Below are 26025 nucleotides of genomic sequence, written 5' to 3'. Positions count from 1 at the left end.
AGGACTTGAACCTGACACTGACGTCAACTTCTACCGTATCGGCATGACGAACACCCCAGTGATATCCCGCCTGTTCGAGCCCGCCCTTCTCGGCTCCCTGCGCCTGTCCAACCGCTTGGTGATGGCGCCGATGACCCGGAACCGCGCCGCGGCCGACGGCGTTCCGGAACCGATCATGGCTACCTACTACGCACAGCGCGCTTCGGCGGGGTTGATCATCGCCGAGGCCTCCACGCCGAACGCCGTGGGCCTGACCTACCCCAACATTCCCGCGATCTACAACGAGGCGCACGTGGCCGGGTGGCGGCGCGTCACCGACGCGGTGCGCGCAGCGGGCGGCCGGATGTTCCTGCAGTTGCAGCACGGCGGCCGGATCGGGCACCCCGACAACAGTGGCCTGACGCCGGTCGCGCCCTCGCCGGTGCCGCTCCCGGAGACGATCCACACCCCGAGCGGACACCAGGATCCGGTCGTGCCTCGTGAGATGACCATCGACGAGATCCACTCCACGGTGGCCGACTTCGCCGCCGCCGCCCGTAATGCCATCGACGCGGGCTTCGCCGGAGTGGAGGTGCACGCCGCCAACGGCTACCTCCTCCACCAGTTCATGGCACAGAACACCAACCACCGCACCGACGCCTATGGTGGCTCGGTGGCCGGCCGCATTCGGTTCGTGGTCGAGGTGGTCCAGGCCGTCGCCGACGCGATCGGCCCCGAACGGGTCGGCCTGCGCATTGCCCCCGGACTCACCGTCAACGGCATCGACGAGGGCGATACCGAGAACATCTACCCGGCGCTCATCGACGCCCTGGGGGACACCGGCCTGGCCTATCTGCACATCGTCTTCGCCGACCCGGACCGGCCCCTCTTCCAGCACATCCGAAAGGCCTGGTCGGGCACGCTGATCGCCAATCCGGTGCTGGGGTGGGGAGGACCGCTTCCCGCCGACGGCGGCAGGCACGAGGGCGAACGGCTCCTGGCCGCGGGAGCCGACCTGATAGCGCTCGGCCGATCATTCCTGGCCAACCCCGACCTGGTCGAACGACTGCGCATCGGCGCGCCGCTCAATCCAGTGCGCGACAAGGGCCTGATGTACACAGGCGGAGAAGCCGGGTACACCGACTATCCCGTGCTGCCCGCCGCCCAGCATCGAGCCGAGAGGCCCTCACCCGTCGGACCGTGACCACGGCGAGCCAGGGCCACAAACCGCACCCGCCCCCGTCGTGAGTTCCGACCGATCCCGGTCCCCATGGACATCAGTGGATCGCAAGATCGCTGTGGACGGCTTTTGGCGATCACCGTTGCGCCGTCGCCAGCGAGAAATCATGCCGGGCTGCCACTTCTGCCGCCTCCCAACCGGCCCCATGCTGGGCGCGCAACCAAGTGAGGAGGAAGAGCAGGGCTGGTGAATTTCAAGGATCCTCATCAACCCGGCGGTGACTTATCGAGGGAAACGAGCGGCTTCTCAAGGCCCAGCACCGGATGCAGGCTTCGTCCAGCTCACAGCACCGCTGACGGGGTCAGCTGATGCCCTCGGCGAGAGCCGCCGGGCCACAGTAGTCGCTTGGCGGTGGTGCGCTGATGGCCAGGTCTTTGTCGCGATGGACCTGCCAGGTCCACAGCAAGAGGCGGAACGTGGCAAGCGGCCTACTGCCTGGTGAGAGCGGAACCCGTGCAGGCCGCCTCGCACGGTATACAGCGAAACGAGTTCAGCCGGCGCCGCTGGCACATCGGGTGCACGGACGATCCGCACCGAGTTCTCCGACATCGCCGAGCGGGCGCTGAAGGACCAGATGAGCTATCGGGGCTTCCTCGCCGAGCTGCTGATGGCCGAGTGCGACACCCGGGCCCGCCGCCGATCCGAGCGGCGGATCAAAGCAGCTGGCTTCCCGCGGGAGAACTCGCCGCGGGCGTTCGACTTCGACGCCAACCCGAGCATCGACGCGGCGACCATCCACACCCGCGCCAGCTGTGAATGGATCAAGAAGAGCCAGCCGCTCTGCCTGATCGGCGACTCCGGCACCGGCAAGTCCCACATGCTCATCGCCCTGGGCGCCGGGGCCGCCATGAAGGGCTACCGCGTCCGCTACACGCTCGCCACGAAGCTGGTGAACGAGCTGGTCGAGGCCTCTTGCGAACGGAGTCACAAAGGACGCCCGCACCGGCTCTTCCGGCAGGGTTCTTCAGACGTTGAGGACGTGCAGCATGTCCCAACTGGACTTGCCGGGGACGCCGTTGGCATCACTGCCTGAGAAGTGGTTCTTCCGCTGCCAGGCGGCGTAGGATTTCACATCGCCCGAGCCCCACACGTTGGCGTCACGGCTGGACTCGTATCGATTGCATCCTTCAGTGACAAGCCGATTGTGCATCGCGGCGATGATCGGCGATTTCTGTCCGGTGTGGAAGAACGAAGCACCAGGGAAGGGCTCGAATTTGGCGGTGCCGCCATCCATGTGCTGGCGGTAGGCGCCGTTCGTGAACGTGGACCATTGGCTCCAGCCGTGTGCGTCCTTGATGGCCTTTGCTGTCTTGGCGTTGTAGAGCGGGTCCTTGAGCTTTCCGGCAATCCTGAGCGTGTCCGGTGAGGAGAACTGCTCCGGGTGTCTGAGGGAGCGTATCTGGAAGAGGCCAAAGGACGGCCCCCACTTGTTGTCGGCCAGACCCTCGTCCCCGACAGCGGCCGGGTCGCCTCGGGACTCCGCCATGGCGACGGCCGCCGCGATGTTGATGTCGCTGCCGGTGAACCCCACCTGTGTGGCGAGGGCTCGCAACTCGGTCAGGTTCATTCTCATTCCCTACGCCTTCTGACTTTCCGATCATGAGCCATGTCTCCATGGCTCATGATCGGTGTACGGTGTCGAATCGAGGACCGGGTGTCGGCCGGAATCCCCAGCCCAGGAGGATATCTTGCTGGAATCTGATACCTGCGCTTGCGGTTAAGGGCTGCTGAAATTCCGGCTGTGAGCGCCCTTAATCGACGCGTATACACATAGCGGATTAGGGCGCCTCTTAGCCGCGCCTCCGTGGAGAGCGAGGAGGCTTTCCGAGGCGTGAAAGATCAGTTACTTCGACGGTATGGCAGTGTCAGCACCGGGGCAAACGGAGCGCTAGGCCCTGTTGTGGGCCGGCGTACGAACCGTCATGCCGAAGATCCACTGTCGAAGACCAGATCGGTGCCGACCACCGTGCCGGCCGCGGATGAGTCGAAGTCGGCGCACAACCAGCAGCACAGGTCGCCTCTGATGGAGGGGAGATCCTAAACGCCCGCGGAGCATCCGTCAGACTCCCTGGCCCCCGGGCCGAGAAGCAGGACGCGACGAAACGGGAAGACTGGGCACACCACCTGGGGGTAGGCGCGGGCGGTGGCGAGGTGTCCGGAATCGCCCTGGCGAGGGGCGGGCTGCGGGCAGCGATGGAGGCGGCGCGGAAGGACGGCGGCGGCCAGAAGACGAAGCAGATGGCGCGCGTCGTGCGCACGGTGCGGCGAGGCGGGCGCGAGCCCCTGGGCCTCGGTGCCGCGATCTCTGGACCGGAGGTCGTGCCACGCAGCACGGTTGCGTGGTCGTGGTCGGGTGCGCCGTTCGCTGCCCGGACGGCCTGCTGGACAGCATCCGCTTCGCAGACTCCCTGTTCGGTCAGAGCCTGCAGCAGAGCCAGCCCAATCGTCTTGGGCTGGAGCGTTCCGTCCACGTCCAGGTCCAGGTCCAGGTCCAGGTCCAGGACGGCGGACCATTCCCTCCGGAACCTCGCGGAAAGTAGTCGGTGCGCATGGTGACGATCCTGGAGATCGGCTGTCCGAAGAGACCGAGCAAGCTGCCTCGGGGCGCCACTGGCACGGCTTGAAGCGGGAGAGACCCCGGTTGGTGGCGGACCCGCCGACCCACCGGCAGCACGAAGTGCTACGAGACCCGCCGTCTGACCGTCGCTTTCGACGGCCTTCTCGGCTGAGCTCCGTGCCACCTTCAACACGGTCTGCGCGAACGCCCGCACCGCGCCGGTGCTTTCGCCGGCGCGCCAGACAAGGCCGTAGCCGACGGGGGCGGCGTCGTCGAAGGGGAGGTAGGAGACGCCCGGGCGGGCGTAGTAGGTGGCGGTGTGCGCGGCGGCGGGGAAGGCGCCCTTGCCGGCGGCGACGAGCATCAGCGCCTCCTGCATGTTGGTGACGGCCGGACCGCGTGCGATGGGGCGGCCGCCGGGGGTGTGTGCGGGGACCTGGTGCTCCCGCCTGTATGCGGGGAGTTCGCCGGCGATGGTCAGCAGGGGCACCTCGGCCAGGTCCTCCAGCGAGACCCGCCGGCGGATGGCGAGCGGATGCCCGGACGCGATGGCCAGCACCCGCTCCTCCGTGAGCAGTGCAGGGCCCTCGCCCAGGTCCTCCTCGCGCACCGGCAGCTCGGTGAGCTGGACGTCGAACTCGCCCTTGCGCAGCGGCCCGTACGGATCCGCCAGCGGCACCTCGCAGACCTCCACAACGAGCTCCGGGCGGCCGGCGCGCAACGCCTCCGCGGCCCGCATCACGATCTCCCCAGCCAGCGGGCTGGAGAAGCCGACGTGCAGCACCCCGCTGACGCCGCGCGCGGCAGCAGCGGCCTTGGCGAGGGCTGCGTCGATCGCGCGGTGGTGGGGTTCCAGGTCCGCGCGGAGCTGGCGGCCGAGGGCGGTGAGGGCGACCCGACGGCTTGTACGGACGAACAGCGGGGCGCCGACACGTCGTTCGAGCCGCTGCACGAGCTGGCTCACCCGGGCCCGGGACAGCAGCATGCGCTCGGCGGTGCGTCCAAAGTGCAGCTCCTCGGCGACGAGCAGGAAGCACTCCAGTTCATCGCGGTCCATGGACGTCCCCTCGGTCCTCCGGTACTGCGCATCGGTAAGCCTGACTGAACGAACATTGCGATCTTCGCCGTTGTTCCCAACTTCACGGTGATCGACGGTGGTTGAGCGGAGGGCTTTCCCGTCCGCCACTCCATCGAACTCCACCGAACTCCACCGTCACACTCCACCAAGGAAGCGCAGAGGGACCGAGAAATGCAGATGAGCGCGAGAAACTGGGGCGTGTTGTTCGTCCTGTGCGGGGCGATCTTTCTTGAGGGCATCGACGTGGCCATGCTCAACGTGGCCCTGCCGTCGATCCGCGCCGAGCTCGGCATGTCCACCGGCGAGCTGCAGTGGGTCATGAGCGCCTACGTCCTGGGCTACGGCGGCTTCATGCTGCTCGGCGGGCGCGCGGCCGACCTCTTCGGGCGCCGCCGCATGCTCGTCTTCTGGCTGTCTGTCTTCCTGCAGGTTGCGGGCTCTCGCCGAACGCTCAGCACCGAGGCTTCGGGGGTTCGGTTGCACAACCTTCGCCGCCGTACGCCACGGCACGCGCACCCTCCGTCACCTGCCGTCGGCCGATGAGGAATTCGCCGCTCAGTCCGCGGCCGCGCGCTGCGGGCTGTGCATCACCATGCGGCCACACATCAGGGGGAGCGCATGACCCGTCGGACAAGCCCTAGCTCTGCGGGACGTCCTTGACGAACACGATGCCGTCGCTGTCCGCCAGGTGGGCCGGGTCAAGCGGGGAGTAGCCGAACCACGGGGATACGCGGGGCGCGGGCCGCGTGTCGCCGAGGGCGGTGGCCAGCCGCGGGGCGTCGATGACGCAGCGGTCCTCCGGGAGCGCGTACAGGAGTCCTTCGACGGTGTCCGGCGGCGGCGTGTCCACTCCCTGGTGCCCGATCGTGCCGAGGGCCGTGGCCACGAAGGCATACCCCTCGCCCAGGTGGGAGTTGACGATCGCGCCGGCGCTCCACCACTCCAGCAGCATCCCGCCCATCCGCATCGTGCTCTTGTTCCGCTGGAGATGGCCGTTGTGGGCATGGACCAGTCCCGGGCCCCGAGCGGCGACGGCGAGGAGGTTGTCGGCCATCATCTGGTCCCGCACACCCACCAGCCGCGTCATACGGGCCGGTGAGGTGTCGGCCATCCAGTAGTGGTAGCGCAGCAGGCCGGTCGCGGTGCGCCCGTACAGGCGCGCCCGGTCCCAGTCGTCCCGCGAGGTCGCCGTGATCAGGTGCGGCGTTCGCTCGTCGAGCAGCGCCCCCAGATCGTCGGCGAGCAGCCGCAGCTGACTGGCCTCGGCCGACTGCCCCACGGACTGGGCCGGGTCCCTCATCGCGGCGGGATGGGTCCACCGGTCGTCGGCGCCGAGCAGGCGGTCGAGTGTGTCCGCGGTGCAGGGGAGCAGGTCCGCGTCCACCCGGGCCGCGAGGTAGCCGTGGAGTGCGGTGAGGGCCTGCCGGGGGCTCGCGGCGTGGGTGATCTCCAGCGGGCCGTCGAAACCGGCGAAGCGGAGCCGCTCAGACGCGGGCCGGCCGTCGTTGTAGGCGCGCATCCAGCGCACGAGCTCACGGTTGGCCGCAGACCCGTTGAACCACCCGTGGCTGAATCCGTGTTCCATGACGTCGTCGAGGGTGCCCGTGCCCGAGGCGACGTAGTCGTCCACGACCAGGCCCCTCATGCAGTCGCTCTCGATCGCGATCGTCCGGTAGCCCTCCTCCTCGACGAGCTGCCGGAAGAGTTCGTTGCGCAGGTCGAGCAGAGTGTCCTCACCGTGGGTGGGCTCGCCCAGGGCGAGCAGCCGCGGCCGGGCCGGGAGCAGCCTCATGACGGCGGCCGCCCCGACGGCATGAACGGTGTCCTTGATGTCAGTAGCCATGCCTTCAACGGTATCGTTGAACCTTCGGTGGAAACTTTCCCGCGATATCGGCAGGGCAATGGGACAAAACCTTCAAAACAGTGAGCGGCTCAGGCCGGTTGATCTGGCGCGCGGGCACGGTCTGTCCACGCAGGCGATCAGGAACTACGAGGAGGCCGGCATCCTTCCGGCCGCCGGTCGCACACCCCACGGCTACCGCACCTATACGCCGCTGCACGCGGGGGCCCTTCGCGCGTTTCTTGCCCTGGTGCCCGGCCACGGCCACCAGACGGCGACGTCGATCATGCGGGCCGTGAACCAGGGCGAGGCCGATGAGGCGTTCCGCCTCATCGACGCCGGCCACGCCCAACTACTCGACGACCGCAGGACCCTTGAGGCCGTGGAGAGCGCCCTTGGAGACCTGGAGCCCACCACGGCGTCCCCACCCGCTGCGGGTTCCGAGTCGGCCGCGGTGTCCGGGCCCGGCAGCACGTTCATCGGACCGCTGGCAGACAACCTCGGCATCCGGCCCGCGACGCTGCGCAAATGGGAGCGCGCCGGGTTGGTACGCCCGCGCCGCGACCCGCTGACCGGGTACCGCGTCTACGACGAGGCCGACGTACGGGACGCCCGGCTGGCCCACCAGCTCAGGCGGGGCGGCTACCTGCTGGAGCAGATCGCCCCGCTGCTCGCCCAGGTGCGGGCGGCCGGCGGCCTGGAGCCGCTGGAGGGCGCTCTGTGCGACTGGCGCGGCCAGTTGTCCGCCCGCGGGCGGGCGATGCTGACCGGGGCCGCCGAGCTGGAGGCGTACCTCTGCAAGCGCGGAGGAGACTTCGGCCGCCGGCCGTCACCAACGGTGCCGTCTCGGCCGACCCTCGAGCGCGGCTGACCCACCGCGCCGCATGGCTCGAGTACGAAGGCGAACTCCCGCTGATCAAAGGGACGTTGATCCGGCTGGAGGCGAGCACCTGTCGAAGTACCAGGAGGCGCCCGCAGCGTGGTCGTGGTCCTCGAAGACCGGCGCCACCGACGCTGACGTCGACCGCGCCTGGCAGGCGTTTCTGCGCAGGTTCGACCTGGAGCACACGTTCCGACTGTTCCATCAGACCCTGGGCTGGACGAGGCCCCCAGCCCCTGTGCCGGACGAGACCCCGGCTGCGGGAACCGGAGGCCGCCGACCGGTGGACCTGGCCGATCACCGCCGGATACACGCAACTCCCGCTCGCCCGGCCGCCGGACCTTGTCCCCACATCGACACCGCGGCGTGGCACGGTGCTGGGGCGGGCGCGGGCAGCAGGTCGTGGGCGTGCCGGATCTGCTCTGCGCGTCGCCTGCCGCACCTCCAGGGGGCGTCATTCGGGTGCTCCGGGGTCCCGGGCGGTCAGTGTGGCCAACGCGATGAAGGTCTGGATGAGGGCGAGGGTGTCGCTGACCGACCAGTGCGAACCGATGGCCAGGGCGACTGAACCGGTGGTCAAGATGCACAGCCACAAGATGTGCGGCACGATGCAACCTCCATGGGTCTGGGGTGAGTTGCTGTGCCTCGACCGTGCCGCCTGATGGGGTTGTCCGCCCCGGTCAGACAGCATTGCCGCAGGTCGGTTGCGGACAAACAAGGAGGAGAACGGCCTTGGGAAACGGGGAGGGGAAACCCTCGGGCCGGGGTCGGGGGCGTCCTGTCCAACTGCGGGCGGAGACCGAACAGGGCAAGGCGCTGGCCAAGTGGCTGTTGCAGCTGACCAAGGGGTGGACGATCCGGGGCCTGGAGAGTCGCTTCCCCTACAACAGGACCAAGTGGGCGAACTTCCGCAATGGCAAGGAGCTGCTGCCGGACTGGCTCTTGGAGCAGGTGGTGTTCACTCTGGTGCGCGAGCCGCGGCTCCAGCAGCTGCAGTTGGCTCGGGGCCGGGCGCTGCTGGAGGCCGCGGAGAAAGCCGCGGCGGGGAAGTTGCCTGTGCAGGTGAGTCGCCTTCCCGCCGCGGACTTGTATGAGCGGTTGGAGGAGGCCCGGCGTGGACAAACAGAGGCCGTCAAGGCGCTGAACGACGCCATGAGAATGGTCATGGTCCTGATGGGCGTCCAACGTCGGCTCACCGAGCAGTACGAGGCGAGTGAAGAGCAGGTACGCCGGGAGCAGCGTCGCGTCTACCGGTTGCGGCTGGAGCTGACGCAGCAGCGCCTGCGCGAGGCCCGTGCCCTGCGTGAAGAGGCCGAGAACCTGCACCTGGCAAGCCATGCCCAGACGGAGACCTACCGTCGCGTTCTGCGGGAGGAAGGCCGTACGTCCCAGCCGCTTCCCTCTTCCCTGGACTTCCCGCCGCCGGTGGCCTTCCGCCAGGGGGAGGAAGAGCGCCTCTTGCAGGAGAGCGAAGGGTTCCTGCACAGCGCTCAGCAGTCGCTTGGGGACCTGCGCAGCCGTTTGGGCCTGCCTCCGGAAAGTCCGGGTGGGCCGGTCATTGTCCGCGGACAAGTCGTTGACCAGGACGAGAGCAGTGGTGAGAGCGCTGAGGAAGAAGAGCCGAACCGTGGTGAAGCGGACGCGTCTTCCCCGGCTCCACCCGGCTCAGCGCAGGAGCCCGAGGCCGGCCTGGGGTGCGTGGTGGCGGTCATAGCTGCCCTCCTGGCCGGTCTCTTCCTGTTGTGGGCGGCCGGGGTCGGCATCTACTCGAGTCTCGACGTCTCCCTCAAATACGCCGATGGGCGCAAGCCCGCCAGCGCCGGCGGGAGCTCCGCCAGCGGCTACGTCTGGGACGTGAAGAAGGACATGGAGTCCACCTTCCGGCCCGAAGGGGACGCGAAGGTGAAGGACCTGCGCGGGACGCTTGTCATCGCCCTCCCCGAGGGCTGCGCGGACACCAGCATCCGGTGGCGGCTGCTGATCGACGGCAAGGAGGCGGAAGGAGGAACCCTGCGGGGTAAACGCGAATACCAGCCCTTCCTGAGCCACAAGGTCTCGCACGCCCCCCGACAGGTCACGCTCACCACCGCCTGGGAAGGCGCCACCGCGGCGTGCCCCTCGTACTCCGTGCAGTGGTCCAAGCCGCGCCTGATCCGGCCGTTCGACCTGTTTCCCTTCTAGAGAGCCGTCCCCGGGGGAGAGCACGCCGCATGGACGAACACAAGCGCCGCACACCGGACAAGCCGCGAGCCCGCGAGCGCGCACCCTGGTATTTGAAGCTGCTTGCCGGAGTTCCCGCACTCTGTTTTCTCAGCTTTGTGCTGATAGGTCTGCGCTCGGCGTCCTTCGATCAGCAGACCATTCCCGTCTACGTCAGCGGGAGCAGGCCCTCGGTGCGCACCGAGAGCCATTCCTCGGGCCGGAACCCGTACACCGGTGAGGACACCACCTTTGCCTGGGACGTGAGCCAGCGAGCCGGGACGACCTTCCGCCCCCGGGAGGGAGACGGCACGATCACCGTTCTGACGGGCATGCTGGAGACCTCGCTCCCTCCCGGCTGCGGGGGCAAGAGCCTCAAGTGGAGTCTCGCCGCGGACGGCAGGACCATCGACCGGGGCACCAACCACTACCGCAGGACGATGACCCACACCATCAACCACCACTTCAGCCGCACGCCCCGCGTCATCACGCTGACCGCCTCCTGGAACGGCGGAACAGCCCCCTGCACGGCCTTCCAGCTCACCTGGAGGTACGCGACCCTTTTCAAAGACCCGCCCTGGTTCTGGGAGCCGGCCTTCTACAGCTTCGGCGACTGACCAGCCCGCTGTCCCGCTGTCCTGCTGTCCCGCTGTCCCGCTGTCCCGCTGTCCTGCTGTCCGGCGCCTGCGACGTGTGTGGTGACGACATCAAGGGCGACGAGGCCGGCGCGGCGTTGAGACCCGGGCCGGTGCCCGCAGTGCCCTCGATCCCCAGGTTTTCCACGCGGAGCGGTCAGCGCGGCGGGAGCGTCACTCGGGGCCAGGGAGCCCTGCCCGGCGGCGAGTTCCGGCACGTACACAGCGTCGTCCGGGAGACTCCGAGCAGCTTCGCGATCGAGATGACGGCGTTGTCGGGGCGGGTGAGCAGGATGCATGCCGGTGTGTGAGCGCGCCGGAGAGGCAACATCTCCATGACCTCAACCGCATAGAGCTCCCATCGACCAGACCTGTCGCCAATAGCAGGGCAGGCCCGCGTCGTCATGGCCGACCCCGGTGTCGCTCACGACGGCAGAGCGTGCGCCTCCATGGGCAGAGATCAGGCGTAGTCCCGGACGCCGGCGCACGGTTTTCGCAGTACGGGGAGGGGCAGGTGGCCGGTTCCCATCCGCTTACGTGGATCGGCGAGATGCACTTGGATGAGCCGCCGACGGAGCCGTTCTGCCTGTTCGGTACGTGGCCGATCGCGCATCGCTTGTTGGTCATGTCGTTGACGGTATGGAAGACCCACTGCCCGTTCTTCTTCTCGGGCCGGATCTCCTGGGTTGCGGTGAAGGCCGCGCGGCCGATCATGACTCAAACGTCCCTCTGTGTGGCACCCCACGAACGATTGGCCGGGGCCGGGTGCGAAAGTGTTGTGTCGATCAAGGAGAGGCCGTGGGGCCTGTGCTGACAGGGGGGCAGGCATGGCTACGCCAGGCGAGTATCACAACAGGTGGGGAGGGGCAGGCAGCCACCTGCCGGATGACACCATCCCGCTGCGTGCACCCGCAGGGAATGCTTCCGGGGCCTCGCCTCACCGCGGGTATGACGTCACGGAACAGCCTCGGCACGCTCACGATGTAGGGAGCGAGGCCGACGACCACGGCAATCCGTTGCCGCCTGGAGATCCCGGATCGAAACCGAGGGGCAGCGTTTCGAGCCTCGCGAAGTCCAGCGCCTTGATGGCGGCGGGCACGATCGTGTCCAGACTCACCGGATTTCTGCGCACGCTCGTCATGGCGGCCGCGATCGGTGTCGGAACGCTCAACGACTCCTATCAGGTCGCCAATGTCCTCCCCACGATGATCTACATCCTGGTCGGCGGCGGCGCGCTCAACGCGGTGTTCGTGCCTCAGCTCGTACGCGCCATGAAGAACGACGACGACGGTGGTGAGGCGTACGCCAACCGGTTGCTCACCCTGGTCACGGTGGCCCTTGCCGGCACCACGGCGATCTGTGTGCTGGCCGCGCCGCTGCTGGTCCGGATGATGTCGCCAGATATTGCCGCAGACCCCCAGCGCATGGCCGTCACCGTGGCCTTCGCCCGGTACTGCCTGCCCACCATGTTCTTCATGGGAGTGCATGTCGTGCTCGGGCAGATCCTCAACGCCCGCGGCCGCTTCGGCGCGATGATGTGGACTCCCGTCCTCAACAACATCGTGATCATCGCTACCTTCGGGGCCTTCATCTGGGCCTTCGGCGGCTTCACCGATTCCGGTGTCAGCCCTGCAGCCATGACGCCTGAAGGAGTCCGGCTCCTCGGCATCGGCACCTTGCTGGGACTGGCCGTACAGGCGCTGGCAATGCTCCCGTACGTACGCGACGCCGGCGTCGCTTTCCGTCCGCGCTTCGACTTCCGGGGACACGGCCTGGGCAAGGCAATGGGCCTCGCCAAATGGACGCTCCTCTTCGTGCTTGCCAACCAGATCGGCATGATCGTCGTCACTCAGCTCGCTACCAAGGCGGGCGCCGCCGCCGAACGGGCCGGGCACCCTGGTTCCGGCATCACCGCCTATAACTTCGCTTACCAGATGTGGCAGATGCCGCAGGCGATCATCACTGTCTCGGTCATGACCGCTGCGCTCCCACGGATCTCCCGCGCCGCCCAGGACGGCGACACCGCAGCCGTTCGCGACGACCTCTCCTACGGCCTGCGGACCTCGGCGGTCGCCATCGTTCCTTGCGCTTTCGCTTTCCTGGCCCTGGGCGTACCGATGGCCACCCTGCTCTATGCAGGCTCCGGCACCGAGGGCGCCCAAGGCATCGGCTACGTCCTCATGGCCTTCGGCCTGGGCCTCATTCCCTACTCGGCGCAATACGTCATCCTGCGCGGCTTCTATGCCTACGAGGACACCCGCACTCCCTTCTACAACACCCTCGTCGTGGCCCTGGTGAATGCCTCTGCCTCCGGGCTGTGCTTCGCGCTCCTTCCCCCACGCTGGGCCGTCGCCGGCATGGCCGCCTCCTACGGACTGGCCGTCACCATCGGCAGCGCAGTCGCCTGGCGCCGCCTGAGCAGGCAACTGGGCGGCGATCTGGACGGCCCACGCATCCTGCGCACCTACGTACGGTTGGCCGCCGCCGGTGCCCCGGCCGCGCTGGCGGCCGGAGGCGTGGCCTGGACGCTGCTCAATGGTTTGGGCAGCAACGCCCTGGGGGCACTCGTGGCCCTGCTCGCCGGCGCAGCCGTCCTGCTCGGCGTCTTCGTGGGCCTTGCCCGTCTTCTGAGGATCCACGAGCTCAGTGCCATGTTGGCCATGGTTCGCGGTCGCCTCGGACGCTGAAAGGAAGTACGTCCTCGACGGTGACCGGGCCGCGGGGCATGGCGTGCTCGATGCGGTGGGTGCCGCTCAGGCGCTGTTCGGCGACCGCCTCGACAGCGGTGCGTTGCACCAGTAGCCGCTGATGGAGAAGGTCAGCGGGCCCGCCTCGGGCGCCAGCGCGTACGGCTCGACGGTCCAGGGGCGGGTGCTGGGTGGGCGTTGCGGCGCGGCACGGCCAGGTTCTCGGCGAGCGGCTCGGTCGCGATCAGCTTCGTGGGGCGGTACCGGGTGCCGAGGTAGGCGGCCGACAGGCCCACGTGGGCGCCTACGTCTTACGTCGTCGACGGTCTGCGCCGGCTGACAACCGGCGGCGACGTCGCCGTCGTCCGGCAGGGTTCGGACAGGGTGCCGCCCCCCTCCGGCCGGATGCACGGACCGGCTAGCCGGTCGTATGCGTCGGCGCGAACATCCGCAGCCGGGCCGGGAGGACGACGACGGAGGGGCCGGGTGCGGCCAGCGCCGCCGCCAGGTCCGTACGCAGCCGCTCGGGGCTTGTACGGACCGCTGGTACGCCGAAGGACCGGGCGAGGGCGACGAAGTCCGGCCGGGCCAGTTCCGTGGCGGTGGCCTCGCCGAAGGCGTCGGTCATGTACTCGCGCAGGATGCCGTAGCCGCCGTCGTCCACGATGAGCCAGGTGACCGGCAGGTCGTACTGCCGGGCGGTGGCCAGTTCGGCGAGGGAGTACATCGCCCCGCCGTCGCCGGAGACGGCGAGCACCGGCCGGGCCGGTTCGGCGGCGGCCACGCCGAGGGCCGCCGGGAAGCCGTAGCCCAGGCCGCCGGCGCCCTGGGCGGAGTGCATGGTGTTCGTCCGCCGGGGGTCGAAGGCGGACCAGGCCCAGTAGGCCAGGATCGTCATGTCCCAGCAGCTGACCGCGTCGTCGGGGAGCGCGTCCCGTACGGAGGCGAGGATCTGCTGCTCGAGGTCGAGGTGCTGGCTGTCGATACGGTCGCGGACGTGGGCCAGGAGCCCGGCCACGGCATCTTCGGGGGCGACGGCGGCGCCTTCGCGTGGCGGGCGTTCCTCCAGCGCCTTCACCAGGGCGCCCAGCGCGAGCCGGGCGTCCGCATGAATGCCCAGCGCGGCATGGTTGGACTCCAGCTTGCCGAGGTCCGCCTCGATCTGTACGACCCGGCCGCGGGGCCGGAAGGTGTGGTAATTCGAGGAGAGTTCACCGAGCCCCGAACCGACGACCAGGAGGGTGTCGGCGTCCTCCAGGAAGGCCGTGGTGTGGCGGTCCTCCAGCCAGGACCGCAGGGAGAGCGGATGCTCCCAGGGGAAGGCGCCCTTGCCGCCGAAGGTGGTGGCCACCGGCACCCGCAGCCGTTCGGCGAGCGCCAGCAGCTCCGCCTCGGCTCCGGCCCGTACGACACCGCCACCGGCCAGGATCACCGGCCGCCCGGCCCCCGTCAGCCGGTCCGCCGCCGCGGCGATCAGCTCGGGGCGCGGCGCCAACTCCCTCGGCTCGGCATCGAGGTGGGTCACCGGCGGCACGTCGACCTCGGCCAGGAGCACATCCTGCGGGATCTCCAGCCACACCGGCCCGTGCGGGGTGCTCAGCGCCGACTCCCATGCGGCGGCCACCGCGGACGGGATCTGCGACGCCGTACGGGCCGTGTGCACGGACTTGACCACACCCCTGAACGAAGCGCTCTGGTCGGTGAGTTCATGCAGATAGCCGTGGCGGCCGCCGCCGATCCCGGCCAGCGGTACCTGGCTGCCGATGGCCAGTACGGCGGCCGAGGCGGCCGCCGCCTCCTGGAGCGCGGCCAGCGTCATCAGCGCGCCGGGGCCGGTGGAGACCAGCAGCGGCGCGACCCCGTGCGTGGTTCTGGCGTAGGCATCGGCGGCGAACCCCGCGTTGTTCTCCACCCGCAGCCCGACATAGCGGAGCGGGGAGCGGCGCAGCGCGTCGAAGATGCCGAGCGCGTGCTGGCCGGGGAGCCCGAAGACGGTGTCGGCGCCCAGTGCGGTCAGCGATTCGACGACCAGGTCGCCTCCGCTCCGCTGCGCCGGCGTCGGCGTCGGCGACGGTTCGGTGGTGTTCATCGTGGGTCGGGTCTCCGTTTCGTGGGGCTGGTGCTCGGTCCGGCGGCCGCGCGTCCTCAAACGCCGGACGGGGCGGACGGTGCAGCCGGCCGGCCGGCCAGCCGGGCCCGCCAGGCCGCCAGCAGCGCCGCGTCCGTGGGCCTGGTGGCCAGGCTGACCGCCACGTAGACCAGGAGGGAGGCGATCAGTCCGTAAGAGATCGGTTCGTTGGCCAGCACGCCGAACCAGGCCATGAGGCCGACGACGGTCACGCCGCCCACCGCGACCGAGGCGAGGGCGCCCGCCGCCGTGCCCCGCTTCCACAGCAGGCCGCCCAGGATCGGCACCAGCAGCCCGCCGACCAGCAGGTTGTAGGCGACGGTGAGCGCCGCGACAACATCGTTGAGGCTGATCGCGATGGCAATGACCACCACGCCCATCAGCAGGATGAAGGCGCGGTTTCCGGCCACCTCGTCATGGCCGGTCCGCCGGTCCGAGGGGCGCCATCGGGCCCAGATGTCGTTGTTGGCGACCGTCGCGCAGGCGATCAGCGCGCCCGAGGAGGTGGACATCACGGCGGACAGCGCCGCCGCCAGCACCAGCCCCCGTACGCCCATCGGCAGCGCGTCCTTGACGATCGTCGCGAACGCGTCGTCCGGGCTGCCCAGATGGGGATAGAGGACCTTGGCCGCGGTGCCGATGACGGCGCCGGCGAGCGCGTACACCAGACAGTACGTGCCGGCAGCGGTGCCGCCGAGGCGGGCCACCTTGTCGGTGCGGGCGGTGAACACCCGCTGCCAGATGTCCTGCCCGATCAGCATGCCGAAGGAATAGATCAGGACGTAGGTGAAGACCGTCTGACCGCCGATGCCGAGCGGCGCGAAGTAGTCGTGCGGCAGCTGGGCCTTCATCTCGGCGAAGCCGCCCGCCTTGATCACCGCAATGGGCAGCAGAAGCAGCAGCACACCGATCGTCTTGACGACGAACTGGACCATGTCGGTCAGGGTGATCGACCACATGCCGCCGAGCGTCGAGTACGCCACCACGATCGCCCCGCCGAGGATGATCGACAGCGTGCGGTCGAGGCCGAAGAGGACGTCGAAGATGGTCGCGTAGGCGATCGTCGAGGTCACGGCCAGCATCAGCGTGTACGCCCACATGACGACGCCGGAGATGAGGCCGGCGGAGCCGCCGTAGCGCAGATCGAGCATCTCGGAGACGGTGAAGACCTTCAGCCGGGCGATCCGGGCCGAGAAGAAGATGCTCAGCGCGAGCAGCCCGAGGCCGATGGTGAAGACCATCCAGGCACCGGAGAGGCCGTACTGGTAGCCGAGCCCGACGCCGCCGATGGTGGAGGCGCCGCCCAGCACGATCGCCGCCATGGTTCCCGAATACATCGCGGGGCCGAGGCGACGCCCCGCGACCAGGAAGTCGCTCTTGGACGTGGCGCGCCGCATCCCCCACCAACCCATGGCGAGCATTCCGGCCAAATAGAGCACGATCACCGCATAGTCGACAGCCATGGGCCATCCCTTCCAGCTACGCCGAGGGGAGAGGGGGAGCGGAGGGGGCATGGAGCGAGCGGCCCGCCTCGGAGGTTGACCCTAGGAGGCGGCAAGGCGACGCTGAAGTGTACGTTTCTTCCACTCGCCGGCCCTGAAGTAGATGGTTCGCACATGTCGCCCGCAACAACGCCACCACCGCCCGCCGCCCCGGGGGTGCGCGCCGTGCCACCGCCGTCCACGCCGCCCGTAGCACTGTCCGCGCTCCTGGCCCGTACGGACCTGGGACTGCGGCAGGTCGCCGGGCCCCGCGAGGGCATTGCGATCCACTGGGTGCACACGTCCGAGATGGCCGATCCGGTGCCGTATCTCCTGGGTGGCGAGATGCTGCTGACGGCCGGGGTGCATCTGGCGGAGGCCGCGGGCGGGGAAGGGGGCCTGGACGCCTACCTCGACGGCTATGCCGCCCGTACGGTGGCCGCCGGTGCGGCCGCGCTGGGGTTCGGGATCGCTCCGGTGCACGACGCCGTTCCGCGTGCCCTGGTGGCGGCCTGCGACCGGCACGGTCTGCCGCTCGTCGAGGTGCCTCCGGCCACGCCGTTCACCGCCGTCGAGAGCGCCGTGTGGCAGGCCGTCACCCAGGCCCGGCACCGCGAACTGACCCGGCTCAGCGAGGCACAGCGGGCCCTGGCCGCGGCCGCCGCACGGCCCGACCCGGCGCCCGCGGTCCTGCGCGCACTGGCCCGCCATGTGGACGGCTGGGCCGCCCTGCTCGCCCCGGACGGCACGGAACACGGTTCGGCCGGGCCCGGCCCCACCGGCGCCGGGCGGGCCGCGGCCGCCCATCTCGCCCGTATCGTCGGCAGCGGCGGCCCGTCGTCGGCCACGGACACGCTGCCCGCCGGCCCCGCCTCACCGGCCGCCGGCACCCACCTGACGGCGTTCGCACTCACCGGCCCCCGGCCGCTGGCCCTGGTGGTGGCCACTCGCCCGGACGACCCGCCCGCGCACTCCATCGCGGGCGTCGCCGCCGTCCTGCTGTCCCTGATCACCGGCCCGGCGACGGGCGGCGACCCGGCCGCCGCCGATCACGCCGCGGCGCTGGCCCGGCTGCTGCTCGGCGCGCACCCGGCGGATGTCGCCCCGCTGCTGGGCCACCCCTTGTGGACCGTCGTCCACGCCGAACCGCGCCGCGACACCGCCGCCTCGCCCGCCTCCCTGGCCGCAGCCCTGGGCACCGCCCTCATCGCGCCGCCCGGACCGCCGTCCGCCCTGCGCGCCCTGGTCCCCGCCGACCGCGAGATCACCGCGCACCCCGGCTGGACGCTCGGCGTCAGCGACCCCGTCCCGGTGGCGGAGCTGCCGGCCGCCGACCGGCACGCCGCCTCCGCCCTCCGCCGCGCCCTCGCCCGCCGCGCTCCTCTCGTACGCCACCGCACCCCCGGACCCCACAGCATCTCCTCCCTCGTCACCCCCGCCGACGCCCAGCAACACGCCCGGGCCCTCCTCGCCCCACTGGCCGACTCCCCGCCCCTCTTCGCCACGCTCCACAACTGGCTCTCTCTGCACGGAAATTGGGACCGCACGGCGACCGCGCTCGGCCTCCACCGCAACACCGTCCGCCAGCGCATCACCCGTATCGCCGGCCTCCTCGATACCGATCTGGACGACCCCGATGTGCGGATGGAGCTGTGGTTCGCATTGCGGGCGCTCGATCGTGACGCTCGGCGGGAGTGATGCCGCGGGGCGGGCACGGAGGGGCTCGAACGTGTCGCCGACGCCCGGGAGACGAAGAAGAGGCGCGGCGAACACTCCGGCCCCGGACCGAAGATCATCCCAGCAATATCGCCCCCACCCTCGCCGCCCCCACCCTTGCCGCCGACGCCATCGCCGCAGGCGACTCCCCGCTCTCCGCCCGCGAAGCCGGCATCCTCGCCCTCGCAGCCGACGGCGCCACCGTCACCGTGGTGTCCCGGCGCATCGGGGCGCCGCCGTCGTGCTGACGATGGATGAGGGGGCCAGAGGCTGCGGGCGAAGTCGCCTGCCGGGTCACCAAGGCCGTTCGTCGGTGCCGGCCGGAGCTTCTGGACATCATCAGGGTTGGGCCCGACACCGCCGCTGCCCTGTTGATCGCTGCCGGCGACAACCCGGAACGACTGGCCAGCGAGGCATCGTTCGCCGCTCTGTGCGGCGTCAGCCCGGTCGAGCAGTCTTCCGGAAAGACACAGCGACGGAGACTGAACCGCGGAGGAAACCGGCAGGCCAACGTTGCCCTCTACCGCATCGTCATTACTCGCCTTCGCCGTGACGCCCGCACACGTCTCTACCTCGAACGACGCACCAAGCAAGGCATGTCGAAACGCGAGATCAGCCGTTGCCTCAAACGCTACGTCGCTCGCGAGATCTACGGTCAGATCCAGCGGACGCCAGCTGCCTCGTCTGCTGCCGCTTGACGCAACATAGGGGCATCCTGAACACGCTCAAGAGGTCTCTGGCGAACCTGGCCAAAAGGGGTATCGATCAGCTCACCACGCTGATCAAGACTCGACGCAAACGAATGCAGTACCGGCCAGGCCTCGTCGACGGCTACGTCACCAAGACCGGACTCGACCTCGCACCTTCGTAGCTCCGGCCGCTGCTGATTTCCCGCTACGCTCCCCGGATGGAATTGGTCGTCGCGATGGGGATATGGCTGTATGACGGCGCTGTGCCCACGACGGTCCGCGTGGTCATGCTGGACTATGACTTCTGGTTCACCATCGCAGAGGCAGACGGGGACCTGGAGCCGGGCGAGTCTCCGGAACTCAACGAGGAGAACCGTCTCTACTATGTGCGGCATCGGTCGGGATGGCCTGCACCCGACTGTCAGTTCTGGCCGGACTCGCCAGGATTCCACACCCTTGCGGAGGCTGTCGCTGATGCAGAAGCGGTCGCCCCGGGTCCGATTGTGTGGCAGTAGGGGTGCTACGACGGCACGAACTCAGTGCTTGTCACGTCATCCAGGATCCCGACCGAGTCGATGTGCGACCCCCGTAACCCCAGCCATTAATGATCTCTAGAGGGCGGCGCGGGCTCCGGGAAGTAGTGGGCTCGGTGGGAGCCGCACGTGCCGAAGAACGTCGGCCGGGGCGGACGATGGAAGTGTCATCATCGGTGATCAACGGGATCATCTTCCGGCAGCGGACCGGGATCCCATGGCGCGATCTGCCGTCTCGGTTCGGGAAGTGGCAGACGATCTACGACAGGCACCGCCGATGGTCGGCGGACGGCACCTGGGAGAAGGTCCTTCGCTCCGTCCAGGCCGACGCCGATGCGGAAGGCCGGGTGGGCACCACGGAAACCCGGCAAGCGGATCCGCCCCACCCGGCACCGGGACGATGAGGCTCTGGGCCGTTCACGCGGCGGCTTCACCTCGAAGGTCCACCTGGCGGGCGAGGGCGGACGGCGGCCGCTCGCATTCGTCGTCACACTTGGGCAGTGGGGTGATGCCCCGCAGATGATCGAGGTCCTGGACAGCGTCCGCGTTCCACGTCCGGGTGGCGGGCACCCACGCACCCGGCCGGACCACATGTGCGGGGACCGGGCCTGCAGTCCCCGTCGTAACCGCCGCCGTCTACGCCGTCGGCAGGTCAAACACACCGTTCCCGAGCGCAAGGACCAACGGTTCAACCGCCAGGGCCGTCGCAGGCGCCCCGGTGCTCGTCATCGACGCCGTGGCCTACGGGTTGCGTCGCGCCGTGCGCTGACAGTCCGGTCCTGGCGTACTTGCATCACCAGGTCGCAGCGGTCGCGTTGCCGGCCTCGTGGCGCAGTTCCATGACGGCCGCGATGGCTTCGAGCCAGCGCGCCACCGTGTCGTCGCCCAGCACGACACCGGCCGCGTCGGTCAGCCATGCGCGGACGGTACAGGCGGCGGTCTCCCCGGGGGAGGCTCGTCGAGGTCTGCGGCGTAGCGGGTGCCCCCGCTGCGTACGACCTTGGCGAGGAAGTCGAGCGAGCGGGGCAGAGCACCTTTCTGGTCGAGGGTGATGGCAGCGGCAATGGCGCCGTCGCCGAACAGGGCTGTGCGGTGGGGATCGTTCCTGTCCAGGCCGTACCGCAGGAGGGTGGGAACGTCGGTCGTCTCCAGCAGTCCGCTGTCGGTCTTTCCCGGCCGCTGGGTGCTCATTGTCGCGTCGCTGGTTTCGAGTCGTGTTTACGGTCGTTTGACGGTGACCGTGTAGGTGATGCGTTCCGGCTTCGGACGGTGCTTGGGGGCTCGGGGCGCGCGGCCCGGGCACGTCTGGAGGTCGCAGTGGTACAGCAAGATCTTGGTCGTGCCGGGCCCCTGGGCGTGGAACCTGAAATACAACGTCCCGCCACCGCCCACGATGTCCGGATCGGGGTTGTCCGGCTTGTAGCCCGTACCACGGCTGCCGACGACCTCGGGGTCCGGTCGAGGGCTGAGGAGTTTGCGCTCCTCCCCGACCGAAGCGTTGTACGGCACGGCGATGGAGAAGTCCTCCTGCGCGCGCACCGTGATGGACCGCTGATCGCCGGTGAAGACGGTCGAAGCACGGGACTGGGCGGGGTCCGGAGGATGAGAGGACTGCGGCGCCGCACCGCAGCCGACGGCCAGTTCCAGTGCGCAGACTACGGCGACCGAGTACGCGATCTTGCGGATCATGACCTGCCTATCGGGGAATGCGGACTGCGGAGACGTCCGGGACACCGCCCGTGGACGCCTTGGCCATACGGCCGTTGATGAAGCCATCTTCGCTGACCCAGGTCGTCGTCCCCCAGGGGTTGTACACCTGCAGCATGGTGCCTTCCTGGCCGGTGATCATCATGGCATGTGCGCCTTCCCTGCCCTGTGTGGCGCAGCGCAGGAGCTGGACCCCGTACTGCGCGGCTTCGACCACATCGGCGAGGCCCCGAAGTTGGAGACATCGACATCGGGTCACCCCCTGCGACCGCACGACACAGCAGCGGCTCTCAAGGGCCATCCCCCGTCATCATGCGGATGCCTACCGGGAGATGAGCAATAGAGCTTCCCTGCTAGGGTGCGCCGATGTCATCGATCAAGCAGTTCCAAGTCACCTTCGACTGCGCAGAACCTGAGCGCGTCGCTCGTTTTTGGTGCGAGGTGTTGGGGTACATCGTACCGCCGCCACCGGCGGGGTTTGCTACTTGGGACGATTTCGATCGTTCGCTGCCGCCTGAGCGTCAGGGTTCAGCGTTCGCCTGCATTGATCCCTCAGGTGTGGGCCCGCGACTGTTCTTCCAGCGGGTTCCCGAGGGCAAGGTCGTCAAGAATCGGGTGCATCTTGACGTGCGGGTCGGTACCGGGCTCGTGGGTGAAGAGCGCCTCGCCGCACTCGAGGCCGAGTGCGCACGACTGGTCGCGCTCGGCGCGGTATGCGTGCAAGTACTGCGTGCCGATGGCTATAACGAGTCGTGCATCGCGATGCAGGACATCGAGGGCAACGAGTTCTGTCTCGACTGAGCATCCTCCGAGACGGCAAGGTGGGGAGCCGTCTCCCTTGTGCCTCTCTCAAAGGTGGTCCCGTACGGGGCGGGAGTTATCCCGTGAGGGCGAGGTTGTGAAGTCGGGCGATGCCGAGCATCGCGGTGTGAACGCCGCCGCCCTTCAGACGGCAGTCGCGAAGGATCTTCCAGGCCTTCATCCGCGCGAAGACCCGGGCCCGGACCTTGCGGTGGGAGATGTTGTGCTCCTCCTTCCAAGCAGGCAGTTCGGTCCGGCCGCGTTCGCGGCGGTGCGGGATGACCAGGCCGGTGCCCGGATAGCCGCCGTCCGCGATGACCGCGGTCCGGCCGACGGCGACGACGAGTCGGGTGTCGGCGTCGATGACGACCTGGTGGTTGGTCGAGTAACGGTAGTTCTTGGACTGCTCGGCAACCGTGTAATCCCGGGGGAGGAGGACCAGGGTGCCGTCGGCGATCAGCACGGCGTCCTTGCGGAACCGCCTGCGGGGCCGGAGCGCGAGCGACGGCCCGAGGTGGCCGATCATGCGGTCAGCGGCCGACTTCGACACCCCGAACAGCGGGGCGAGCTGCCGCAGCGTCAAGTCCGTGCGCCAGTAGGCCGCTACCAGCAGGATCCGGTCCTCCAGTGTCAGGCTCCACGGCCGGCCCTTGCGTACCGGGTCCGAACCTTCGCGCCGCGTCGCAGTGACCAGCTTGCCGAACTGCCGCGGGCTCAGCCCGGTGAACGGGGCTGTCCAGGACGGCTCCGACGCCGTGATCACACCAACCACCACAAGATCATCTCACCCGTGATCAGCAGTTACGGGACAACCCTTGGCTCCTGCAGCGAAGATGTCCTGTCTCAATCAAGTCCGGGCAGTCCCAGAGGTATCCGGCAAGTGAGTTGACGTGTCGGGCGAGGGTCCAGCTACCTGAACCGCCCTTCATTACGCCCACGTTCAGACGCAAGGCCCGCTGGGCGGCGAACCCGTCGAGATCGTGCGCTTTGCCCATCTGCTGATGCCTGCCCGTTTCACGTCCCTCGGGTCGTGACGAAGCGGAGCTGTGCGGCGGCGCTCGAGCCTGCGCCGCGTGGCGGCCGCGGCCGCGGCCGATGCGTCTACTGATGTCGCCCCAGGCGAGTCACAGTGGCGGTAGGTCACGTTACGTCGCGGTGACTGATGTCCTGCTGGAGCGGGCTGCCTAGTCTCGTGTCTATCCCTGGCAGCAACGGATCGAAAGCGGGCCCCGCATGCGTCGGCTGACGTATTTCATCGGCTGCAGTGTCGACGGCTTCATCGCCGGTCCGGAAGGGCAGCACGATTCCTCCGGATTCGACGGCGACCTCAAGGCCGCGATTCTTGCTGAGCACCCCGAGACCGTCCCGGACCACGTCCGCAGGTCCCTGGGCGTCGTCGGCACGGCCAACAGGAAGTTCGACACTGTCGTCATGGGGCGCGGCGCTTACGAGACGGCTCGGGCGACCGGCGTGACAAGCCCGTATCCCCATTTGCGGCAGTACGTGTTCTCCTCGACCCTGATACGTCCCGACCCTGAGGTAGCTGTCGTAGCCGACGATCCGGTGGAGTTCGTCCGCGGGCTGAAGCGAGAACCGGGCATCGGTATCTGGCTCTGTGGTGGCGCTGTGCTGGCCGGTCAGTTGCTGGGGGAGATCGACGAGTTGATCGTCCACCGCTACCCAGTGGTATTCGGCGACGGCATCCCCCTGTTCCACACCTCGTTCGCCCCTTCCCACTTCACCCTGACCGGGTCCCGGGTCTTCACCACCGGGACGACCGTCACCACGTACGCCAAGCAGTAGGAGAACACGTGTGGTTTCGACGCACGACCGAGGCCGATCTGGAGCGCGTCGTAGAAGTGATCGTGGATGAGCCGGTGGGCTGGATAGGCGCTGACCGCTATCTGGCCGAGATGCGGCAGGGGATGTACCGGCCTGAGTGGACCTGGATCGCCGAGGACGCCGGGCGGGTGGCGGCGCGAACCCTGTGGTGGGGGCGGACGGACAGCGCTCACCTCATCGCCCTGGACTGCCTGCACGTCGACCCCGCATTCGCCGACCGGACGGAAGTCGCGGCGGGGCTACTGGCCGCTGGGCTGCAGGCGTTCGCCGCGTCTCCTGCACACCGCGTGGTGGGACTGGCCCATCGAGCTGGTCACCGAACACACCCGCACTATCATGGCCGGGACCCCGGCAGAGATCGAAAGTATCGGCAACGGGCGTGACAGAACCGGCAGTTGACCCACAGCAGTTCAGATGAGGAGCTGTTGGACGCAAGTCGCGCTGGTCGGAGTCAAGTTGACCACCACGCGTGATGCTGCAAGCGCCGCTTGTTGTCTGCGTGAGTACCGAACGGCGTCCGCAGGAACAGCCAGTGGGTGCGCGGAGCGTGCGCGCCATGAGAATGAGGAGAGAGAGCCTGAATGGCTGTGTTCATCGAGGAGTTCGCCGTGGCCGAGGTCGGCAGCGGACCGTACGCGCTCACCAGCGGCCCGGACGGGGCGCTGTGGTTCACCATGGTTCACGGCGGAAGCATCGGGCGGCTTGTGCCCGGAGGTGAGCTTTCGACCCACCAACTCGATCCGGAGTGCGGGCCGACCATCATCGTTGTCGGGCCGGACGGCGCCTTGTGGTTCACCGAGCACCGGGCGCACCGCATCGGCCGGATCACTCTCGACGGCGAGGTTACGGAGTTCGCGCTGCCTACAGTGCAGTGCGGGCCGTTCGGGATCGCCGCCGGGCCGGATGGGGCACTGTGGTTCACCGAGACCGCTGCCGACCGGATCGGCCGGATCACGACCGACGGCCAGGTGACCGAGTTTCCACTGCCGGCCACCGGGGCCTTCCCCTCTGCGATCACCGCAGGCCCGGACGACGGGATGTGGTTCACCCTGAACCAGGCCAACGCGATCGGGCGGATCGGCATGGACGGAGCCGTCACCCTGCACGCCCTGCCGACCGACTCCGCCGCCCCGGTGGGCATCGCAGCGGGCCACGATGGGGCGCTGTGGTTCGTGGAGATCGGCGCCGGGCAGATCGGGCGCATCACCCCCGACGGCCGGACCACCGAGTTCCCGCTGCCCGACCGCACGTCCCGGCCGCATGCCATCACCGCCGACAGCACCGGGACGCTGTGGTTCACCGAGTGGGCCGCCAACCGCGTCGGCTCCATCACCCCCGACGGGGCGATCACCGTGCACGAGCTGCCGACCGCCGACTCGGAGCCCCACGGCATCTCCCTGGGCCGGGACGGCTCTGTATGGGCAGCGCTGGAGACCGGCGCACTCGCCCGCGTCACCACAAGGCCGGGCGCCTGACCCACATCCGGGCGGCCGGGCGCACGTTGCTCGGGAAGCCTGAGCAACAGCACTTCCAGACGACACACCAAACGAAAAGAGAACCCCATGAAATTCGCACTCGTGATCTTCGAGACGGACGAGTCGCGCAAGAGGATCCAGACCGACCGGGACACCCACCGAGGAGCCTACGAAAGCTGGATCGGGCAGATCGCGGCGGCGGGCAAACTGATCAGTGGCGATGCCCTTGCGACCGAGCACATCGCCGCGGTGACCGTGCGCAAGACCACCGACGGGGCGTCCACCGTGACCGAAGGGCCGGCGCACCCCGGGGAGGAGACCCTCGGTGGCTGGTTCGTGATCGACGTTGCCGATCGTGAGGAAGCCGTAGAACTGGCCAAGGGCCTGCGTACCCCCGAGACAGTCGAAATCTGGCCTCTGCTCGAAACGGCCTGAGTAGCACCGTCGGCCGCGGGGACAGAGAGGTGTCCGGAAGGCACGTATCCACGGCAGATTCCTGCGGTCGCGGCCGAAGTCCCAGCGAGCGCTGCCCGGAAGATTTTTGCGGGCGGCGCGGCG

At 68.9% G+C, this 26025-nt stretch carries 23 protein-coding genes and 7 pseudogenes; 19 read left to right on the top strand and 11 right to left on the bottom strand.

The window, feature by feature from the left end:
- The first annotated feature begins 43 nt into the window (after positions 1–43).
- Positions 44–1183: an alkene reductase gene (locus AB0D04_RS13640; RefSeq protein ID WP_362702557.1), complete on the top strand. Its 1140-nt coding sequence runs from the start codon at positions 44–46 to the stop codon at positions 1181–1183.
- Between the two features lie 559 nt (positions 1184–1742).
- Positions 1743–2132 (top strand): annotated as a pseudogene (locus AB0D04_RS13635) (ATP-binding protein); the annotation flags it as partial.
- A gap of 51 nt (positions 2133–2183) precedes the next feature.
- On the opposite strand, the gene AB0D04_RS13630 reads toward AB0D04_RS13635, so the two are convergent.
- Both AB0D04_RS13630 and AB0D04_RS13625 read right to left on the bottom strand, forming a co-directional pair.
- The gene (locus AB0D04_RS13630) at positions 2184–2786 is read right to left on the bottom strand and encodes a peptidoglycan-binding protein (protein WP_362702556.1); all 603 of its coding nucleotides are present in this window, start codon (positions 2784–2786) and stop codon (positions 2184–2186) included.
- Between the two features lie 298 nt (positions 2787–3084).
- The gene (locus AB0D04_RS13625) at positions 3085–4833 is read right to left on the bottom strand and encodes a LysR family transcriptional regulator (RefSeq protein WP_362702554.1); all 1749 of its coding nucleotides are present in this window, start codon (positions 4831–4833) and stop codon (positions 3085–3087) included.
- Between the two features lie 198 nt (positions 4834–5031).
- On the opposite strand from AB0D04_RS13625, the pseudogene AB0D04_RS13620 reads away from it, so the two are divergent.
- A pseudogene (locus AB0D04_RS13620) lies at positions 5032–5280 on the top strand (MFS transporter); the annotation flags it as partial.
- A 211-nt stretch (positions 5281–5491) separates the two neighbouring features.
- Here the strand turns inward: AB0D04_RS13620 and AB0D04_RS13615 are convergent.
- On the bottom strand, positions 5492–6697 hold the full coding sequence (locus AB0D04_RS13615) for an erythromycin esterase family protein (protein WP_362702553.1): 1206 nt from the start codon (positions 6695–6697) through the stop codon (positions 5492–5494).
- A gap of 58 nt (positions 6698–6755) precedes the next feature.
- Here AB0D04_RS13615 and AB0D04_RS13610 point away from each other — a divergent pair, with 58 nt between their 5' ends.
- Together AB0D04_RS13610 and AB0D04_RS13605 are read left to right on the top strand one after the other, a co-directional pair.
- Positions 6756–7565, top strand: coding sequence for a TioE family transcriptional regulator (locus AB0D04_RS13610; RefSeq protein ID WP_362702551.1), 810 nt, complete (start codon positions 6756–6758; stop codon positions 7563–7565).
- A pseudogene (locus tag AB0D04_RS13605) lies at positions 7559–7906 on the top strand (transposase); the annotation flags it as partial. The gene AB0D04_RS13610 and the pseudogene AB0D04_RS13605, both read left to right, overlap by 7 nt.
- A gap of 122 nt (positions 7907–8028) precedes the next feature.
- Here the strand turns inward: AB0D04_RS13605 and AB0D04_RS13600 are convergent.
- The gene (locus AB0D04_RS13600) at positions 8029–8181 is read right to left on the bottom strand and encodes a hypothetical protein (RefSeq protein WP_362702639.1); all 153 of its coding nucleotides are present in this window, start codon (positions 8179–8181) and stop codon (positions 8029–8031) included.
- 224 nt (positions 8182–8405) lie between these two features.
- Here AB0D04_RS13600 and AB0D04_RS13595 point away from each other — a divergent pair, with 224 nt between their 5' ends.
- From AB0D04_RS13595 to murJ, 4 genes are all read left to right on the top strand, one after another.
- Positions 8406–9755 (top strand): hypothetical protein, encoded by a 1350-nt coding sequence (locus tag AB0D04_RS13595; protein ID WP_362702550.1) that lies wholly within the window; start codon positions 8406–8408, stop codon positions 9753–9755.
- Positions 9756–9784: 29 nt separating this feature from the next.
- Complete coding sequence (locus AB0D04_RS13590) at positions 9785–10390, top strand: hypothetical protein (protein ID WP_362702548.1); 606 nt, start codon at positions 9785–9787, stop codon at positions 10388–10390.
- A gap of 532 nt (positions 10391–10922) precedes the next feature.
- Positions 10923–11222, top strand: a complete 300-nt coding sequence (locus AB0D04_RS13585; protein WP_362702637.1) for a hypothetical protein — start codon at positions 10923–10925, stop codon at positions 11220–11222.
- Between the two features lie 13 nt (positions 11223–11235).
- Positions 11236–13095 (top strand): murein biosynthesis integral membrane protein MurJ, encoded by a 1860-nt coding sequence (murJ, locus tag AB0D04_RS13580; RefSeq protein WP_362702629.1) that lies wholly within the window; start codon positions 11236–11238, stop codon positions 13093–13095.
- A gap of 131 nt (positions 13096–13226) precedes the next feature.
- On the opposite strand, the gene AB0D04_RS13575 is transcribed toward murJ, so the two are convergent.
- The 3 genes from AB0D04_RS13575 to AB0D04_RS13565 all read right to left on the bottom strand — a co-directional run bounded on the left by AB0D04_RS13575 (position 13227) and on the right by AB0D04_RS13565 (position 16686).
- Positions 13227–13391 carry a hypothetical protein gene (locus tag AB0D04_RS13575; RefSeq protein ID WP_362702547.1) on the bottom strand — a complete coding sequence of 55 codons (165 nt, stop codon included), beginning with the start codon at positions 13389–13391 and terminating at the stop codon, positions 13227–13229.
- 122 nt (positions 13392–13513) lie between these two features.
- Positions 13514–15184 carry a thiamine pyrophosphate-binding protein gene (locus AB0D04_RS13570; RefSeq protein WP_362702546.1) on the bottom strand — a complete coding sequence of 557 codons (1671 nt, stop codon included), beginning with the start codon at positions 15182–15184 and terminating at the stop codon, positions 13514–13516.
- A gap of 56 nt (positions 15185–15240) precedes the next feature.
- Entirely contained in the window at positions 15241–16686 is a 1446-nt protein-coding gene (locus tag AB0D04_RS13565; protein WP_362702544.1) for a sodium:solute symporter, read from the bottom strand.
- A 153-nt stretch (positions 16687–16839) separates the two neighbouring features.
- On the opposite strand from AB0D04_RS13565, the gene AB0D04_RS13560 reads away from it, so the two are divergent.
- From AB0D04_RS13560 to AB0D04_RS13540, 5 genes and pseudogenes are all read left to right on the top strand, one after another.
- A complete protein-coding gene (locus tag AB0D04_RS13560) occupies positions 16840–18402 on the top strand; it encodes a helix-turn-helix domain-containing protein (RefSeq protein WP_362702543.1) in 1563 nt (520 codons plus the stop codon).
- A gap of 128 nt (positions 18403–18530) precedes the next feature.
- Positions 18531–18644, top strand: a pseudogene (locus AB0D04_RS13555) (DNA-binding response regulator); the annotation flags it as partial.
- Positions 18645–18740: 96 nt separating this feature from the next.
- Positions 18741–19118, top strand: a pseudogene (locus tag AB0D04_RS13550) (transposase); the annotation flags it as partial.
- 209 nt (positions 19119–19327) lie between these two features.
- Positions 19328–19624, top strand: a complete 297-nt coding sequence (locus AB0D04_RS13545) for a hypothetical protein (protein WP_362702542.1) — start codon at positions 19328–19330, stop codon at positions 19622–19624.
- Between the two features lie 147 nt (positions 19625–19771).
- A pseudogene (locus tag AB0D04_RS13540) lies at positions 19772–20356 on the top strand (IS5 family transposase); the annotation flags it as partial.
- Positions 20357–20551: 195 nt separating this feature from the next.
- Here AB0D04_RS13540 and AB0D04_RS13535 read toward each other — a convergent pair.
- Genes AB0D04_RS13535 through AB0D04_RS13525 form a run of 3 tightly spaced genes read right to left on the bottom strand, consistent with a single transcriptional unit; the run spans position 20552 to position 21650 of the window.
- Positions 20552–20833 (bottom strand): hypothetical protein, encoded by a 282-nt coding sequence (locus AB0D04_RS13535; protein ID WP_362702540.1) that lies wholly within the window; start codon positions 20831–20833, stop codon positions 20552–20554.
- 27 nt (positions 20834–20860) lie between these two features.
- Positions 20861–21331, bottom strand: coding sequence for a protease inhibitor I42 family protein (locus AB0D04_RS13530; RefSeq protein ID WP_362702539.1), 471 nt, complete (start codon positions 21329–21331; stop codon positions 20861–20863).
- A 7-nt stretch (positions 21332–21338) separates the two neighbouring features.
- Positions 21339–21650 carry a hypothetical protein gene (locus AB0D04_RS13525; protein WP_362702538.1) on the bottom strand — a complete coding sequence of 104 codons (312 nt, stop codon included), beginning with the start codon at positions 21648–21650 and terminating at the stop codon, positions 21339–21341.
- A 65-nt stretch (positions 21651–21715) separates the two neighbouring features.
- Here AB0D04_RS13525 and AB0D04_RS13520 point away from each other — a divergent pair, with 65 nt between their 5' ends.
- Complete coding sequence (locus AB0D04_RS13520) at positions 21716–22150, top strand: VOC family protein (RefSeq protein ID WP_362702537.1); 435 nt, start codon at positions 21716–21718, stop codon at positions 22148–22150.
- A 76-nt stretch (positions 22151–22226) separates the two neighbouring features.
- On the opposite strand, the gene AB0D04_RS13515 is transcribed toward AB0D04_RS13520, so the two are convergent.
- On the bottom strand, positions 22227–22922 hold the full coding sequence (locus AB0D04_RS13515; protein WP_362702536.1) for a transposase family protein: 696 nt from the start codon (positions 22920–22922) through the stop codon (positions 22227–22229).
- Positions 22923–23383: 461 nt separating this feature from the next.
- Between AB0D04_RS13515 and AB0D04_RS13510 the strand changes: the two genes are divergently transcribed.
- The 4 genes and pseudogenes from AB0D04_RS13510 (at position 23384) to AB0D04_RS13495 (ending at position 25902) form a co-directional block, all read left to right on the top strand.
- The gene (locus AB0D04_RS13510) at positions 23384–23953 is read left to right on the top strand and encodes a dihydrofolate reductase family protein (RefSeq protein ID WP_362702534.1); all 570 of its coding nucleotides are present in this window, start codon (positions 23384–23386) and stop codon (positions 23951–23953) included.
- A 309-nt stretch (positions 23954–24262) separates the two neighbouring features.
- A pseudogene (locus AB0D04_RS13505) lies at positions 24263–24391 on the top strand (antibiotic acetyltransferase); the annotation flags it as partial.
- Positions 24392–24573: 182 nt separating this feature from the next.
- Positions 24574–25467: a virginiamycin B lyase gene (locus AB0D04_RS13500; RefSeq protein ID WP_362702532.1), complete on the top strand. Its 894-nt coding sequence runs from the start codon at positions 24574–24576 to the stop codon at positions 25465–25467.
- A gap of 87 nt (positions 25468–25554) precedes the next feature.
- A complete protein-coding gene (locus AB0D04_RS13495) occupies positions 25555–25902 on the top strand; it encodes a YciI family protein (RefSeq protein WP_362702530.1) in 348 nt (115 codons plus the stop codon).
- Positions 25903–26025 lie beyond the last annotated feature (123 nt).

Origin of the sequence: Streptomyces sp. NPDC048483 (genome assembly GCF_040651455.1) — a bacterium.
Classification (GTDB): domain Bacteria; phylum Actinomycetota; class Actinomycetes; order Streptomycetales; family Streptomycetaceae; genus Streptomyces.
The sequence above is the reverse complement of the archived record's forward strand: the minus strand, read 5'-3'. Positions and strand labels throughout refer to the sequence as shown.